Source organism: Pseudomonas syringae, from assembly GCF_021606685.1.
In the GTDB taxonomy this organism is placed as follows: domain Bacteria; phylum Pseudomonadota; class Gammaproteobacteria; order Pseudomonadales; family Pseudomonadaceae; genus Aquipseudomonas; species Aquipseudomonas syringae_R.
Map to the genome: position 1 here is coordinate 1 of NZ_WKCB01000071.1, position 15,526 is coordinate 15,526.

Below are 15,526 nucleotides of genomic sequence, written 5' to 3' on the forward strand. Positions count from 1 at the left end.
CGAGCGCCCCAACGGTAAGAGGCACAAAACACCCCCCCCCCCCCCATAGAACCCCCCTTTGTGGGGGGGGGGGGCTTCCTCCAGTGGGGGGGCGCACCGCCCAAAAATGCTTGGGGCCGCTGCGCAGCCCAACGGGAGCAAGCTCCCTCGCCACAAAAGCATCGGCGGCTACAAGAAATCCGTTGGCGTCAGTGGCTGGTTTTGCCATTCAAATGCGACAGGCGCCAGCACTTGATCGATCTGTGCTTCGCGCCACAGCTCGGCCAGTGTCTTGCCCGCTTCGGGATGCACACGATCCGGCGCCATCATCGACAGCGGCCACAGCACAAACGCGTTTTTCAGGATCTCTGCACGCGGCAGCACCAGGCCGTCGAAGTTGCCTGCCAGATCGCCATACAACAGCACGTCGATATCCAACGGCAGGCCCTTGCGGTCCGGCGCATAACGGCCATTGTCAGCCTCGATGAACTTGAGCCGGCGATCCAACTCCATCAACGGCAGGTCGGTAAACCCCGACACCACCAGATTGAAGAACGGCCCGCTTTTGATGCCCACCGGCTGGCTTTCGAACACTGCCGAACAGCGCATGTCGGTCAAAAAGCTCGCCAGCGCGTCGAGGCCCGCGTGCAAATGGGTTTCGCGCTCGATATTGCTGCCAAGGCCAAGGTAAACCTGAGTTAGCGACATCCGCGCTCGATCTCCACGCCCACGCCTTTGGCAGCCGGCACGGCCCCGGGCTTGGTCAACTTGAGGTGCAGCCAGGGAATCTGGAATTCACTCATCAGCACCTGGGCCAGGCGTTCGGCGAAGGTTTCCACCAGTTGGAATTGGGACTGCTCGGCGAAGGCCTGAATACGCGCAGACACACTGGCGTAATCCAGCGCCAGGCTCAGGTCATCACCCGCCGCCGCCGGGCGATTGTCCCAGGCGAAGCTCAGGTCCAGACGCAGGCATTGCTTGATGCCGCGTTCCCAGTCGTAGGCCCCGATGACGGTGTCGACTTCCAGGCCTTCGATAAACACTCTGTCCAAGCTCTTCTCCGCAGCACGACAAGGGCGCGATGCCCCGTTAGAATCAGGGCGTCCTCGCCCGGAATAGTTAGCATGTTTTGGTCACTGGCGATTCTCGCCTACCTGCTCGGCTCGCTGTCCTTCGCCATTTTGCTCAGCCGCCTGACGGGAAACCCCGACCCGCGAATGAGTGGCTCAGGCAATGCCGGCGCCACCAATATGTTGCGCCTGGCCGGCAAGAAGCTTGCCGTGCTGACGCTGCTCGGCGACGTCTGCAAAGGGCTGTTGCCCGTGCTGGTCGCCAGCCTCGCCGGCCTTACCCTGCAACAGCAGGCCTGGGTCGGCGTGTGTGCCGTCCTGGGCCATCTGTTTCCGCTGTACTTCCGCTTTCGCGGCGGCAAAGGTGTTGCCACGGCGGCCGGCATGCTGCTGGGAATCTACCCCCCCGCCGCGTTGCTGGCCGTGATTGCCTGGCTGCTCACGTTCTACCTGACCCGTACCAGCTCGCTGGCCGCGTTGATCGCCACCCCGCTCACCCTGCCACTGCTGGCCTGGCAGGAACCGGCGGCGCTGCTGCCGATGAGCGTGCTGACACTGCTGATCGTCTGGCGCCATCGGGGCAATTTACGCGACCTGTTTGCCGGGCGCGAACGGCATTTTTAAATACCCGCGATGAGCCCGGCTCACGTTACGGCGCTACTACGGCGCTACTACGGCACTACAACGGCGACAACTGCTCCATCGGCCAGCGCGCCTGCACGCTGATTGCCAGGCTTTCATGCTGCCCGGCCTGCAGGCGCTGGCAACCGGCATAGGCGATCATCGCGCCATTGTCGGTGCAGAACTCCGGGCGGGCGTAGAACACATCGCCCTTCATATCGCCGAGCATTTTCTCCAATGAAACGCGCAAGGCCTTGTTGGCGCTGACGCCGCCGGCGATCACCAGGCGCTGCATGCCAGCCTGTTTCAGGGCCCGCTTGCACTTGATGGTCAAAGTCTCCACCACGGCCTGCTGGAACGCCAGCGCGATGTCGCAACGGGCTTGCTCACTGTCGTCCCCGGCGCTGACGCTCTGCTGCCAGGTGTTGAGCGCAGAGGTTTTCAAACCGCTGAAGCTGAACATCAGGCCAGGCCGATCGCACATCGGGCGCGGGAAGGTGTAGCGGCCCGGCACGCCTTTTTCGGCAAGACGGGCGATTTCCGGGCCACCGGGATAATTGAGGCCCATCATCTTCGCCGTCTTGTCGAATGCTTCACCGGCTGCGTCGTCCAGCGACTCGCCCAACAGTGTGTATTGGCCGATGCCGTCGACCTGAACCAGCTGCGTATGCCCCCCCGAAACCAACAAAGCGACGAACGGGAACTGCGGCGGTGTTTTTTCCAGCATGGGCGCCAATAAATGGCCTTCCATATGGTGCACACCCAGGGCCGGAATGCCCCAGGCAAACGCCAGCGCCTGGGCGCAAGAGGCCCCAACCAGAAGGGCTCCAACCAATCCGGGGCCCGCGGTGTAGGCAATCGCGTCGATCTCGGTCGGCACGCAGCCGGCCTCGTCGAGCACCTGGCGGATCAACGGCAGCATGCGCTTGACGTGATCACGGCTGGCGAGCTCCGGCACCACGCCGCCATAGGCACGGTGCAGGTCGATCTGACTGAACAGTGCATCGGCCAAAAGCCCGCGTTCACTGTCGTAAAGTGCGACACCGGTTTCGTCGCAGGAGGTTTCAAGTCCCAGTACTAGCATGGGTTTGCGCCTTGTAGAGGCTGAATTCGAAGGCGCGCATAATAGTCGCCACTCCCCCTCCCGACTAGCGGTTTTCGATCAGAGGCTTTGCATTCCGGGCAATGAGGGGTTAACATCCGCAACCCTTAAAAACCGACGACCTCAGCCGCGAATTTTTTGCGACGAGAACGTTGATTCCCGGTAATGAAAGAAGGTAGCTCTGGATGCCAGCCGTCAAAGTAAAAGAGAACGAACCCTTCGACGTAGCTCTGCGTCGTTTCAAGCGCTCCTGCGAAAAAGCCGGTGTTCTGGCTGAAGTTCGTAGCCGCGAATTTTATGAGAAGCCAACTTCTGAGCGTAAGCGTAAAGCAGCAGCCGCTGTTAAGCGTCACGCCAAGAAAGTTCAGCGCGAACAGCGCCGCGCCGTTCGCCTGTACTAATACACAGACGTTCGTAGCAAGCTTCTGCCAAGCCCGGCCCTCAGCCGGGCTGTTGGCATTTGCGGATATCGCTTGATGCTTCAAATCGTCGACGCCGCACACGCGACCGAGACAACTGCTTCACACGTCAGGACTGGCTCTTCTGCCAGCGGTGCGCGTCTCTTCTGACGAGCCTAACAAGGCTACTGACGAGCACACTAATTTTCCAAGCAGACGATCAACTGTGTCGGCTGTGCCCTTCGATGAGCTTCCGAGGCCGCCCTTAGGCCAAGACCGGACTCCCGGGCAACTTTTCTTCGCCGAGCACTGATAGAAACTAACGTCAGCGAATGTTCGGCAGATACACTTCCTGACAGCTCAAGTAGACGATTTATAGTCGAGCCACTCGATGCGTGCGCTTGAACGGGCCCTCATTTACACAAAGTGATGACGAGAACGCCATGGCCGGGCTGATTCCCCAGAGCTTTATTGACGACCTTCTGAACCGCACCGACATCGTCGATGTTGTCAGCTCGCGCGTACAACTCAAGAAAGCCGGCAAGAACTACACGGCCTGCTGCCCGTTTCACAAAGAGAAAACCCCGTCATTCAGCGTCAGCCCCGACAAGCAGTTCTATTACTGCTTCGGCTGCGGCGCGGGCGGCAACGCCCTCGGCTTCCTCATGGACCACGACAACCTGGACTTCCCCCAGGCTATCGAGGACCTGGCCAAAGCCGCCGGCATGGAAATACCCCGCGAAGAAAGTGGCCGCCCGCACAAACCGCGTCAACCCACCGACTCGCCGCTGTACCCGCTGCTGACGGCCGCTGCCGACTTCTATCGTCAGGCGCTTAAAAGCCATCCACAGCGCAAGGCCGCAGTCGACTACCTCAAGGGTCGCGGCCTCACCGGCGAAATCGCTCGCGACTTCGGCCTCGGCTTCGCCCCGCCCGGCTGGGACAACCTCTACAAACACTTGAGCAGCGACACGCTCCAGCAAAAAGCCATGATCGACGCCGGCCTGCTGGTGGAAAACGCTGAGACCGGCAAGCGCTACGACCGCTTCCGTGACCGCGTGATGTTCCCGATCCGCGACAGCCGTGGCCGTATCATCGCCTTCGGTGGCCGCGTACTCGGCGACGACAAGCCCAAGTACCTGAACTCCCCGGAAACAGCGGTGTTCCACAAGGGCCAGGAGCTTTACGGCCTGTTCGAGGCACGCAAGAACAATCGCAACCTCGATGAGATCATCGTGGTTGAAGGCTACATGGACGTGATCGCCCTGGCCCAGCAAGGCCTGCGCAACGCGGTGGCCACCCTCGGCACCGCCACCAGCGAAGAGCACTTGAAGCGCCTGTTCCGCGTGGTGCCCAGCGTGCTGTTCTGTTTCGACGGCGACCAGGCCGGCCGCAACGCCGCTTGGCGCGCGCTCGAGGCCACGCTGTCGAGCCTGCAGGACGGGCGCCGTGCGCGCTTTCTGTTCCTGCCCGAAGGCGAAGACCCGGATACCCTGGTGCGCTCCGAAGGCACCGACGCGTTCCGCGCACGCATCAACCAACATGCGCAGCCGCTGGCGGATTACTTCTTCCAGCAATTGACCGAAGAAGCCGACCCGCGCTCCCTCGAGGGCAAGGCCCACATGGCCACCCTCGCCGCGCCGCTGATCGACAAGGTGCCCGGCGCCAACCTGCGCACCCTGATGCGCCAGCGCCTGCTGGAAATCACCGGTTTGAGCGGCGAAGCCGTCAGCCAGCTGGTGCACAGCGCACCGCAGGATGCTGTGCCAGCCTATGACCCTGGCATGGATTACGACGCCATGCCGGACTACGCCGACTTCCACCAACCGCAGGACGCCTTCGCGCCCCAGCAGGACTGGACGCCTAAGAAACCGGGGGCCGGCGGCAAGAAGTGGGAAAAGAAACCCTGGAGCAAGAACGGCAAGCGCGGTGATCGCGATGAGGCGTATGCCCCGCGTACCCCGGTGGCCGTAGAGGCACCAACGCTGATTGCGCTGCGCACGCTCATCCACCACCCGCAATTGGCGGGCCGGGTTGAAAGCGCCGAGCATTTTGCCAACGCGAGCAACACCTACGCCCAGGTACTGATTGCCCTGATCGAAGCCGTGCAGAAAAATCCTAAGCTAAACTCTATTCAGCTGATGGCTCGTTGGCATGGCACCGAACAAGGCCGTTTATTGAAGGCACTCGCGGAAAAGGAGTGGCTAATTGACGGCGACAACCTTGAACAACAGTTTTTAGACACCATTACTAGGTTATCCGCGGGTCAGCACACGCAGACCCTCGATGAACTCATCAAGAGAGCGAGGCAGCCGGGATTATCGGCTGAAGAGCAGATTCAGATAGCAAAACAGATGCGCGACCTCTTAAAACAGAATGTTTCCGCATCAAACCCGACCTCAGCTGGCGTGTGAGGTCATAGCTCGGGTATAATCCTCGGCTTGTTTTTTGCCCGCCAAGACCTTCAGTGGATAGGGTGTTATGTCCGGAAAAGCGCAACAGCAGTCTCGTATCAAAGAGTTGATCACCCTTGGTCGTGAGCAGAAGTATCTGACTTACGCAGAGGTCAACGACCACCTGCCTGAGGATATTTCAGATCCAGAGCAGGTGGAAGACATCATCCGCATGATTAACGACATGGGGATCCCCGTACACGAGAGTGCTCCGGATGCGGACGCCCTTATGTTGGCCGACGCCGATACCGACGAGGCAGCCGCTGAAGAAGCCGCTGCCGCGTTGGCCGCGGTGGAGACCGACATCGGTCGCACGACTGACCCTGTGCGCATGTATATGCGTGAAATGGGCACCGTCGAGTTGCTGACACGTGAAGGCGAAATCGAAATCGCCAAGCGTATTGAAGAGGGTATCCGTGAAGTGATGGGCGCAATCGCGCACTTCCCTGGCACGGTTGACCACATTCTCTCCGAGTACACTCGCGTCACCACCGAAGGTGGCCGCCTGTCCGACGTCCTGAGCGGTTATATCGACCCGGACGACGGCATTGCGCCGCCTGCAGCCGAAGTGCCGCCGCCTGTCGATGCGAAAGCCGCGAAAGCGGACGACGACGCCGAAGACGACGACGCTGAAGCCAGCGGCGATGACGAAGATGAAGTCGAAAGCGGTCCAGACCCGATCATCGCTGCCCAGCGTTTCGGTGCGGTTTCCGATCAAATGGAAATCACCCGCAAGGCCCTGAAAAAGCACGGTCGTGGCAACAAGCAGGCTATCGCCGAGCTGTTGGCCCTGGCTGAGCTGTTCATGCCGATCAAGCTGGTGCCCAAGCAGTTCGAAGGCCTGGTCGAGCGTGTTCGCAGTGCCCTTGAGCGTCTGCGTGCACAAGAGCGCGCGATCATGCAGCTCTGCGTTCGTGATGCGCGCATGCCGCGTACCGACTTCCTGCGCCAGTTCCCGGGCAACGAAGTTGACGAAAGCTGGACCGATGCACTGGCCAAAGGCAAGGCGAAATACGCCGAAGCCATTGGTCGCCTGCAGCCCGATATCATCCGTTGCCAGCAGAAGCTGACCGCGCTTGAAACCGAAACCGGTCTGACGATCGCAGAAATCAAGGACATCAACCGTCGCATGTCGATCGGTGAGGCCAAAGCCCGCCGCGCGAAGAAAGAGATGGTTGAAGCGAACTTGCGTCTGGTGATCTCCATCGCCAAGAAGTACACCAACCGTGGCCTGCAATTCCTCGATCTGATCCAGGAAGGCAACATCGGCTTGATGAAGGCTGTGGACAAGTTCGAATACCGTCGCGGCTACAAGTTCTCGACTTATGCCACCTGGTGGATCCGTCAGGCGATCACTCGCTCGATCGCCGACCAGGCCCGCACCATCCGTATTCCGGTGCACATGATCGAGACGATCAACAAGCTCAACCGTATTTCCCGGCAGATGTTGCAGGAAATGGGTCGCGAACCGACCCCGGAAGAGCTGGGCGAACGCATGGAAATGCCTGAGGATAAAATCCGCAAGGTATTGAAGATCGCTAAAGAGCCGATCTCCATGGAAACCCCGATCGGTGATGACGAAGACTCCCATCTGGGTGACTTCATCGAAGACTCGACCATGCAGTCGCCAATCGATGTCGCCACCGTTGAGAGCCTTAAAGAAGCAACTCGCGACGTACTGTCCGGCCTCACTGCCCGTGAAGCCAAGGTACTGCGCATGCGTTTCGGCATCGACATGAATACCGACCACACCCTTGAGGAAGTCGGTAAGCAATTTGACGTGACCCGTGAGCGGATCCGTCAGATCGAAGCCAAAGCGCTGCGCAAGTTGCGCCACCCGACGCGAAGCGAGCATCTACGCTCCTTCCTCGACGAGTGATACCAGAACCCCCGGCCCAGGCCGGGGGTTTTGTTTTGCATGGATTTCTTTGTGTAGATTAACTGCCCGCGCAACACCCCTCCCCGCAATGCCCGTCTACACTCGAAACATTCCCCGTGCCATAACGAGACCGTTATGCCCAGATTGCCGACTGTGTTACTGCTGTCGCTGCTGACCTGGACCGCGACGGCTGGCGCGTTGACTCTTACTGACGATGAGCGTGGCTGGCTGGCGGACCATCATGAGCTGAGCCTTGGGGTGGACGCCTCCTGGCCGCCCTTTGAATACCGTGATGAAAATGGCCGCTACCAAGGCTTGTCCGCAGATTACGTACGGCTGATCCAGGACCGCCTGGGTGTCAGGGTCAAGCTGATCGAACCGCCGAGCTGGGGCGCAGTGCTGGAAATGGCTCGCGGCAACCAGCTCGACCTCATCCCCAGCATCATGTCGACCCCGGAACGCCAGAACTACCTGGCCTTCACCCGGCCCTATATCGACTTCCCGATGGTGATTCTCGCCCACGAAGGCGGTGCGCGGCCGCGCAATCTCAAGGACCTCTACGGACTCAAGATTGCCGTGGTAGAAAACTACGCCCCCCACGAACTGCTGCGCACCCACCACCCGGATCTCAATCTGGTGGCCCTGCCCAACGTCAGCTCCACACTGCAGGCCCTGGCGACCGGTGAAGTGGACGCCGTGGTCAGCGACCTCGCCTCCAGTGTCTGGAGCTTGCGCGAACTCAAGCTCGACGGCCTGTACGTTAGTGGCGAAACGCCCTACCGCTACCAATTGGCGATGGGCGTGCCACGCGACGACAAAATGCTGGTAGGCATTCTGGACAAAGTGCTGGCCGACCTCAGCCCCGACGAAACCAACGCGATCCAGCAACACTGGGTCGGCAGCGTCACCGACAATCGCACTTTTTGGACCGACCTGCTCACCTATGGCCTGCCCGCCGTGTTGCTGTTGAGCACCGTGCTGGCCATCGTGATTCGGATCAATCGCCGGCTCAGCTCGGAAATCTCCCGCAGAGTCGCCCTCGAACAGGAACTGCGCAGCAGTGAATACCACTATCGCGGCCTGGTGGAGAGCTTGTCGGCCATCGCCTGGGAAGCCAGCGTTACCGATTTCACCTACAGCTACGTGTCGCCCCACGCCGAGGACCTGCTCGGTTACCCGCGCGCGCATTGGCTGATTCCGGGCTTCTGGCGCAACATCATTCACCCCGCCGACCTGACGCGTGCCGAATCCTATTGCTACCGAGAAACCCGCGCCAATCGCGATCACAGCATCGATTACCGCGTGATCACCGCAGACGGCCGTTGTTTGTGGGTACGTGACATTGTCAGCCTGATCGAACACGGCCACGAGCCGGTACTGCGCGGTTTGATGATTGATATCAGTGAGGCCAAGCGCACCGAGGAAGCGTTGCAGCTGTCCGAGCAGAAGTTTGCCTCGGTGTTCCAGCAGTGCCCGGACATCCTGGTGATCGCACGCCTATCGGACGGTTGCCTGCTGGAGGTCAATAAAGCGTTCGAGGATCAGGTTGGCCTGAGCGCCGAAGACGTCATCGGCAAAACCGCCACCACGCTGAATATCTGGGGCATCCCGGGCATAGGCCCGGACCTGTTGAGACGGGTGCAAACCACCAGCATCCGCAACCTGGAAATGCCCTTCCTGCGCAGCAATGGCCAATCGTTTACCGGCCTGATTTCCGCAGAACCCTTTCAACTCGACACCACTGAAGCCATCGTGGTGGTGGTGCGCGATATCACCCAGCTCAAGGAAACCCAGCAACAACTGCAAACGTCCGAAGAGAAATTCGCCAAGGCGTTCCATGCTTCACCCGACGGCTTGCTGTTGAGCCGCCAGCGCGATGGCCTATTGATTGAAGTGAACGACGGGTTCAGCCGCATCACCGGTTTCAACAGCGCGGCATCCCTCGACCAATCAACCCTGGACCTGGGCATCTGGGTCGACCTCGACGAACGCAAACACATGCTCGAGCTGATGGCGCGCGATGGCTTTGTGCGTGACTTCATCTGCCATATACGCCGCAGCGATGGCCAGATTCGCCTGTGCGAATTGTCCAGCCGCCCGCTGCCGATCGGCGACGACGACTGCATGCTGACCATTGCGCGAGACATTACCGAACGCCAATTGATGCAGGAAAAACTGCAACAGGCCGCCACGGTGTTCGAGAGCACTGCCGAAGGCGTATTGATCACCGACATCCGGCAGAACATCAGCGCCGTGAACCGCGCCTTCAGCGAGATTACCGGCTACAGCGAGGCCGAAGCCCTCGGCAGCACCCCGCGCCTTCTCGCCTCAGGCCTGCACGACAGCGCGTTCTATGCAGCGATGTGGCACCAGTTGACGGCGCAAGGCCATTGGCAGGGCGAGATTTCCAACCGGCGCAAAAATGGCGAGCTGTACCCCAGTTGGCTGACCATCAGCGCCGTGCGCAACCGCGACCAACTGATCACCCACTTTGTGGCCGTGTTTGCCGACATCTCCAGCCTCAAGCTGGCCCAGGCCCGCCTGGACTACCAGGCGCACCACGACCCGCTGACCGGCCTACCCAACCGCACGCTGTTTGAAAGCCGATTGCAGGCTGCGCTGAACGGCCATCAGGAAACCGGCAAACAGGGCGCAGTGCTGTTTCTGGACCTGGACCGCTTCAAACACATCAACGATAGCCTCGGCCACCCGATCGGTGACCTGCTGCTCAAAGACATCGCCGTGCGCCTCAAAGAGCAACTGCGGGACATCGACACCGTCGCGCGCCTGGGCGGCGACGAATTCATTATTCTGCTCCCCGGCCTGCAGCAAGCCAGCGACGCTCAACACCTGGCGAATAAGCTGCTGGCCTGCTTCACCTCGCCCTTCCAGGCGGGCGAACACGAATTTTTTATCAGCGCCAGCATTGGCACCAGCCTATACCCCGAAGACGGCACGGACGTTGCGACCCTGGTCAAAAACGCCGACGCGGCGATGTACCGCTCCAAGGCCAAGGGCCGTAACCGTGTCGAAAGCTACACCCGCGACCTCACCGCCCAGGCCAACGAACGCTTGGCGCTTGAGCACGAACTGCGCCGCGCCATCGAGCGCAATGAGCTGACCCTGTATTACCAACCCAAACTGAGCCTGGAGACGCAGGCACTGATCGGCGCCGAAGCGTTGATCCGCTGGCACCATCCTACGTTTGGCGACGTGCCCCCCGAACACTTCATTGCCCTGGCCGAAGAGAACGGCATGATCCTGCAGATAGGTGACTGGGTGCTGGAACAGGCCTGCCGACAGATGCACGCGTGGCAAACGGTCTTCGAGGGTTTCGGCCCCCTGTCGGTCAACCTCGCGGGCGCGCAATTGCGTCACCCAGGCCTGCTGGGCCGTATCGAACAGCTATTGCGCGACTACCACCTCGACCCCGGCAAGCTGCAACTGGAGATCACCGAAAACTTCATCATGAGCCAGGCCGAAGAGGCACTGACAGTCCTGCACCAACTCAAAAGCCTGGGCGTGCAACTGGCCATCGATGACTTCGGCACCGGCTATTCGTCCCTCAGCTACCTCAAGCGCCTGCCTCTGGACTTCCTCAAGATCGACCAATCCTTCGTTCGCGGCCTGCCCGACGACCCCCATGACGCCGCGATCGTGCGCGCCATCATCGCCCTCGGCCACAGCATGCAATTCACCATCATCGCCGAAGGTGTGGAGAACCTGGCGCAGCAAGCCTTCCTCGCCGCCGAAGGCTGCGAACAGATGCAAGGCTACATCGTCAGCCTGCCGCTCCCACCGGAGCTTTTTGCGGCAACGTTTCTTCGTATAAGCATTGAGGATTTTTCGGATGGCACAGCAGGGAAACCATCGCTATAATCCGCGACCTACTGAGGGCCTATAGCTCAGTTGGTTAGAGCAGGGGACTCATAATCCCTTGGTCGCAGGTTCGAGTCCTGCTGGGCCCACCAAACATGAAAGCCGCGCATTGCGCGGCTTTTGTCGTTTCTGGCACCTGTTGTTTCTAGCCTCTCTCAAAACCTGATGCGCAGCAGCGTCCTGCCTATATTCTTGAGCGGTGACAGCCGGTGTTTGCGCCAGTTTCGCTGCCACCATGCGTCATCGTTGCTGGCGCAGGCTTCGATGTTACTGCCCGTCAGCGCTGCGGGCTGCTGGCGGAACAACATGGGGAAGACGCAATGCTGCTTGATGTTGCGCTTGAACATGACGTCTATGGGCATGCCGTCATACGGTGTTTCAGCTAATACCTGGCAACCGTCACGAGAAAGTACGTACGCGTGCAGCGCCACGACCTGGCCGCGCGCAATGTAGGGGAACCAGGTCATCCAGGTACGGCCCATGGTGTAGCCCAGGTGCAGCGCTTCAAATCGACCCTGCCGCAGAAACCGGTTGATCCAACGGACTTGCCTGACGTTGAGGGTGTAGGGTTTGGCGTCATCTTCAAAAATCAGCACTCGCTGCCACCCCTCACTCAATGCTTTAGCGGCGATGGCCTGGTGCGACTCGTAGCATCCCTGGACCGGATCGGCGCAGGGCTCGACAATGAAGAACTCGATCGAATTACCAATGAGCGGGGTAACCGCCTGCTCGAACAGTGCTCGCCTGTCGGCGCGCCCACGCAGCGAAATGCAAAACACCCGGTCTACATCGAACAAAATGCCAGAAGAATGGCCAAGGGGCGTGCGCCGAAAAAGTCCCACAAGAGTGTCTCGATAGCTCCCTGCAGCCCAGTGCTCAGGGTATGGCTATGATCGGAACGACATTGCCTGTTTGGATGCCAGACAGATCCTAAAACTCTGTGGGACGTCGGCTGTAAAGGCACAAGCCTGTAACATGCCAGCCCATTGCCGCTTGCACTGGAGATTCCCTTGCCCGTCCTAGATGAAATCGATCGCCAACTGATCGCCGCCCTGCAGATCAACGCGCGCGAAAGCGTGGCCATGCTAGCTCGGCAATTGGGCATCGCACGCACGACGGTGACGTCGCGCCTGGCACGGCTGGAAAAAACCCAGGTCATCACCGGTTATGGCGTGCGCTTGGGCCAGCGCGTAGTCGACGGTGGCTTGCAGGCCTATGTGGGCATCACCGTACAACCGCGCTCGGGCAAAGAGGTGCTGCGCAGGCTGAGTGCCATGGCCCAGGTGCAACAGCTGTGCGCGGTGAGTGGCGAGTTTGATTACGTGGCCTGGCTGCGCACTGATTCGCCGGAGCAGTTGGACCAACTGCTGGACCAGATCGGCAGCGTCGATGGCGTGGAAAAAACCACGACCTCGATCATCCTCAGTAACAAACTGGATCGCGGGCAACCAATCTGATCATCAACCTCGTCACATTGACTAAAAACAATTCATTTTGACGACACATTGCGTCTTATTAACGAGCGCAACGCTGCCTAAACTGGTTGCCATCTTTTCCTATACTCAGCGGGTCACGCCCCGCCGAGCCGTCAGTAAGGTCAGCCATGAGCATTCCGTCCAGCACCGTCAGCAAGACCAACCGCCATCCGGCAGACGGCAAAAAGCCGATCACCGTTTTCGGCCCGGATTTCCCGTTTGCCTTTGATGACTGGATCGAGCACCCGGCTGGGCTGGGCAGCATCCCTGCCGCCAACCATGGCGCCGAAGTAGCGATAGTCGGTGCCGGAATCGCCGGCCTGGTTGCCGCCTATGAGCTGATGAAACTGGGCCTCAAGCCCGTGGTGTACGAAGCCTCGAAAATGGGCGGCCGCCTGCGCTCCCAGGCGTTTGAAGGCGCTGAAGGGATCATCGCCGAACTGGGTGGCATGCGCTTTCCGGTGTCATCCACCGCCTTTTACCACTATGTGGACAAGCTCGGGCTGGAAACCAAGCCTTTCCCCAACCCGCTGACCCCGGCGTCCGGCAGCACCGTGATCGACCTCGAAGGCCAGACCCACTACGCACAAAAACTGTCCGATCTACCGGTGCTGTTCCAGGAGGTGGCTGACGCCTGGGCCGACGCGCTGGAGGCCGGTTCGCAGTTCGGTGATATCCAGCAAGCCATCCGCGACCGTGACGTACCACGCCTCAAGGCGCTGTGGAACAAGCTGGTGCCCTTGTGGGACGACCGCACGTTCTACGACTTTGTCGCCACCTCCAAGGCGTTCGCCAAGCTCTCGTTCCTGCACCGCGAAGTGTTTGGCCAGGTCGGGTTCGGCACCGGCGGCTGGGACTCGGACTTCCCCAACTCTATGCTCGAAATTTTCCGCGTAGTAATGACCAACTGCGACGACCACCAGCACCTGGTGGTCGGCGGCGTGGCCCAGGTGCCCATGGGCATCTGGCGTCACGTGCCGGAGCGTTGCGCGCACTGGCCGGCGGGCACCAGCCTCAGCTCGTTGCACCGGGGTGCGCCGCGCGCCGGGGTCAAACGCATCGCCCACGCCGCCGATGGCCGCTTCGCAGTCACCGACAATTACGGCGACACCCGTGAATACGCCGCCGTGCTCACCACCTGCCAAAGCTGGCTGCTGACCACTCAGATCGAATGCGATGAGACACTGTTCTCGCAAAAGATGTGGATGGCCCTGGACCGCACGCGTTACATGCAGTCGTCGAAAACCTTCGTGATGGTTGATCGCCCCTTCTGGAAAGACAAAGACCCGGAAACCGGCCGCGACCTTATGAGCATGACCCTCACCGACCGGCTGACCCGTGGCACTTACCTGTTCGACAATGGTGACGACAAGCCCGGCGTGATCTGCCTGTCGTACTCGTGGATGAGCGACGCGTTGAAAATGCTCCCGCAGCCCATCGACAAGCGGGTGAAGCTGGCCCTCGACGCGCTGAAAAAGATCTACCCCAAGGTCGACATCAAGGCGCGCATCATCGGCGACCCGATCACCGTGTCCTGGGAAGCCGACCCGCATTTCCTCGGCGCCTTCAAGGGCGCACTGCCGGGTCACTATCGCTACAACCAGCGGATGTACGCGCACTTCATGCAGAAGGACATGCCCGCCGAACAACGCGGGATCTTTATCGCCGGTGACGACGTTTCGTGGACCCCGGCCTGGGTCGAAGGCGCGGTGCAAACCTCGCTGAACGCGGTGTGGGGCATCATGACCCACTTTGGCGGCAGCACTCACCCAGAAAACCCTGGGCCGGGTGATGTGTTTGATGAAATCGGGCCAATCGCCCTGGCCGATTAAGGAGTTGAGCATGCGCGTCGCCCTGTACCAATGCCCCCCGCTGCCGCTGGATGTCGCCGGCAACCTCAAGCGTCTGCACCAACTGGCACATGAGGCGTCCGACGCCGATGTGCTGGTGCTGCCGGAGATGTTCCTCAGCGGGTACAACATCGGCGCCGAGGCAGTTGGCGCCCTGGCCGAGGCGCAGGACGGGGAGTCGGCGCAGGCCATTGCCGAGCTGGCGAGAAGCGCCGGCCTGGCGATTCTGTACGGTTATCCGGAGCGGGCCCAGGATGGGCAGATCTACAACGCCGTGCAGTTGATCGACGCCCACGGCCAGCGTGTGTGCAACTACCGCAAGACCCACCTGTTCGGCGACCTCGACCACTCAATGTTCAGCGCCGGGGGTGACGACTTCCCGCTGGTGGAACTCAATGGCTGGAAACTCGGCTTCCTGATCTGCTACGACCTTGAGTTCCCCGAAAACACCCGGCGCCTGGCCCTGGCCGGCGCCGAACTGATCCTGGTGCCTACGGCTAACATGGTGCCGTTCGACTTTGTGGCTGACGTGACTGTGCGGGCGCGTGCCTTCGAGAACCAGTGCTACGTGGCCTACGCCAATTACTGCGGCCACGAAGGCGATATCCAGTACTGCGGGCAAAGCAGCATCGCCGCGCCGGATGGCCAGCGAATCGCCCAGGCGGGCCTGGATGAAGCCTTGATCGTCGGCACACTGGATCGCCAATCGATCCTCGACGCGCGCGCCGCCAACCACTATCTGCAAGACCGTCGCCCCGAGTTATACGGTGCACTGCACAAGCCCTGATCCAGCCGGTTTGTGAGCGGTTTGTTAACATGG

At 60.6% G+C, this 15,526-nt stretch carries 12 protein-coding genes and 1 tRNA gene; 9 read left to right on the forward strand and 4 right to left on the reverse strand.

Annotated features, from left to right (window positions below):
* Positions 1 to 168 precede the first annotated feature (168 nt).
* Together folK and folB are read right to left on the reverse strand one after the other, a co-directional pair.
* Positions 169 to 687 (reverse strand): 2-amino-4-hydroxy-6-hydroxymethyldihydropteridine diphosphokinase, encoded by a 519-nt coding sequence (folK, locus tag GIW02_RS21695; RefSeq protein WP_236410688.1) that lies wholly within the window; start codon positions 685 to 687, stop codon positions 169 to 171.
* Positions 678 to 1,031: a dihydroneopterin aldolase gene (gene folB, locus GIW02_RS21700; protein ID WP_236410689.1), complete on the reverse strand. Its 354-nt coding sequence runs from the start codon at positions 1,029 to 1,031 to the stop codon at positions 678 to 680. Before folB ends, folK begins: the two co-directional genes overlap by 10 nt.
* A gap of 72 nt (positions 1,032 to 1,103) precedes the next feature.
* On the opposite strand from folB, the gene plsY reads away from it, so the two are divergent.
* The gene (plsY, locus tag GIW02_RS21705) at positions 1,104 to 1,673 is read left to right on the forward strand and encodes a glycerol-3-phosphate 1-O-acyltransferase PlsY (RefSeq protein ID WP_236410690.1); all 570 of its coding nucleotides are present in this window, start codon (positions 1,104 to 1,106) and stop codon (positions 1,671 to 1,673) included.
* 55 nt (positions 1,674 to 1,728) lie between these two features.
* On the opposite strand, the gene tsaD is transcribed toward plsY, so the two are convergent.
* On the reverse strand, positions 1,729 to 2,754 hold the full coding sequence (tsaD, locus tag GIW02_RS21710) for a tRNA (adenosine(37)-N6)-threonylcarbamoyltransferase complex transferase subunit TsaD (protein WP_101273268.1): 1,026 nt from the start codon (positions 2,752 to 2,754) through the stop codon (positions 1,729 to 1,731).
* A 203-nt stretch (positions 2,755 to 2,957) separates the two neighbouring features.
* Here tsaD and rpsU point away from each other — a divergent pair, with 203 nt between their 5' ends.
* The 5 genes from rpsU (at position 2,958) to GIW02_RS21735 (ending at position 11,473) form a co-directional block, all read left to right on the forward strand.
* Positions 2,958 to 3,173 carry a 30S ribosomal protein S21 gene (rpsU, locus tag GIW02_RS21715; RefSeq protein ID WP_002551877.1) on the forward strand — a complete coding sequence of 72 codons (216 nt, stop codon included), beginning with the start codon at positions 2,958 to 2,960 and terminating at the stop codon, positions 3,171 to 3,173.
* 440 nt (positions 3,174 to 3,613) lie between these two features.
* A complete protein-coding gene (dnaG, locus tag GIW02_RS21720) occupies positions 3,614 to 5,584 on the forward strand; it encodes a DNA primase (protein ID WP_236410691.1) in 1,971 nt (656 codons plus the stop codon).
* Between the two features lie 67 nt (positions 5,585 to 5,651).
* A complete protein-coding gene (gene rpoD, locus GIW02_RS21725; RefSeq protein ID WP_236410692.1) occupies positions 5,652 to 7,502 on the forward strand; it encodes an RNA polymerase sigma factor RpoD in 1,851 nt (616 codons plus the stop codon).
* 135 nt (positions 7,503 to 7,637) lie between these two features.
* Complete coding sequence (locus GIW02_RS21730; protein ID WP_236410693.1) at positions 7,638 to 11,381, forward strand: bifunctional diguanylate cyclase/phosphodiesterase; 3,744 nt, start codon at positions 7,638 to 7,640, stop codon at positions 11,379 to 11,381.
* Positions 11,382 to 11,396: 15 nt separating this feature from the next.
* Positions 11,397 to 11,473: transfer RNA gene (locus tag GIW02_RS21735), tRNA-Ile, on the forward strand.
* Positions 11,474 to 11,536: 63 nt separating this feature from the next.
* On the opposite strand, the gene GIW02_RS21740 is transcribed toward GIW02_RS21735, so the two are convergent.
* Positions 11,537 to 12,223, reverse strand: coding sequence for a glycosyltransferase family 25 protein (locus GIW02_RS21740; protein WP_236410694.1), 687 nt, complete (start codon positions 12,221 to 12,223; stop codon positions 11,537 to 11,539).
* 168 nt (positions 12,224 to 12,391) lie between these two features.
* Between GIW02_RS21740 and GIW02_RS21745 the strand changes: the two genes are divergently transcribed.
* The 3 genes from GIW02_RS21745 (at position 12,392) to GIW02_RS21755 (ending at position 15,493) form a co-directional block, all read left to right on the forward strand.
* Positions 12,392 to 12,838: an Lrp/AsnC family transcriptional regulator gene (locus GIW02_RS21745; RefSeq protein WP_027605929.1), complete on the forward strand. Its 447-nt coding sequence runs from the start codon at positions 12,392 to 12,394 to the stop codon at positions 12,836 to 12,838.
* A gap of 146 nt (positions 12,839 to 12,984) precedes the next feature.
* Positions 12,985 to 14,688 carry an NAD(P)/FAD-dependent oxidoreductase gene (locus GIW02_RS21750; RefSeq protein ID WP_236410695.1) on the forward strand — a complete coding sequence of 568 codons (1,704 nt, stop codon included), beginning with the start codon at positions 12,985 to 12,987 and terminating at the stop codon, positions 14,686 to 14,688.
* 10 nt (positions 14,689 to 14,698) lie between these two features.
* Positions 14,699 to 15,493 carry a carbon-nitrogen hydrolase family protein gene (locus GIW02_RS21755; RefSeq protein WP_236410696.1) on the forward strand — a complete coding sequence of 265 codons (795 nt, stop codon included), beginning with the start codon at positions 14,699 to 14,701 and terminating at the stop codon, positions 15,491 to 15,493.
* Positions 15,494 to 15,526 lie beyond the last annotated feature (33 nt).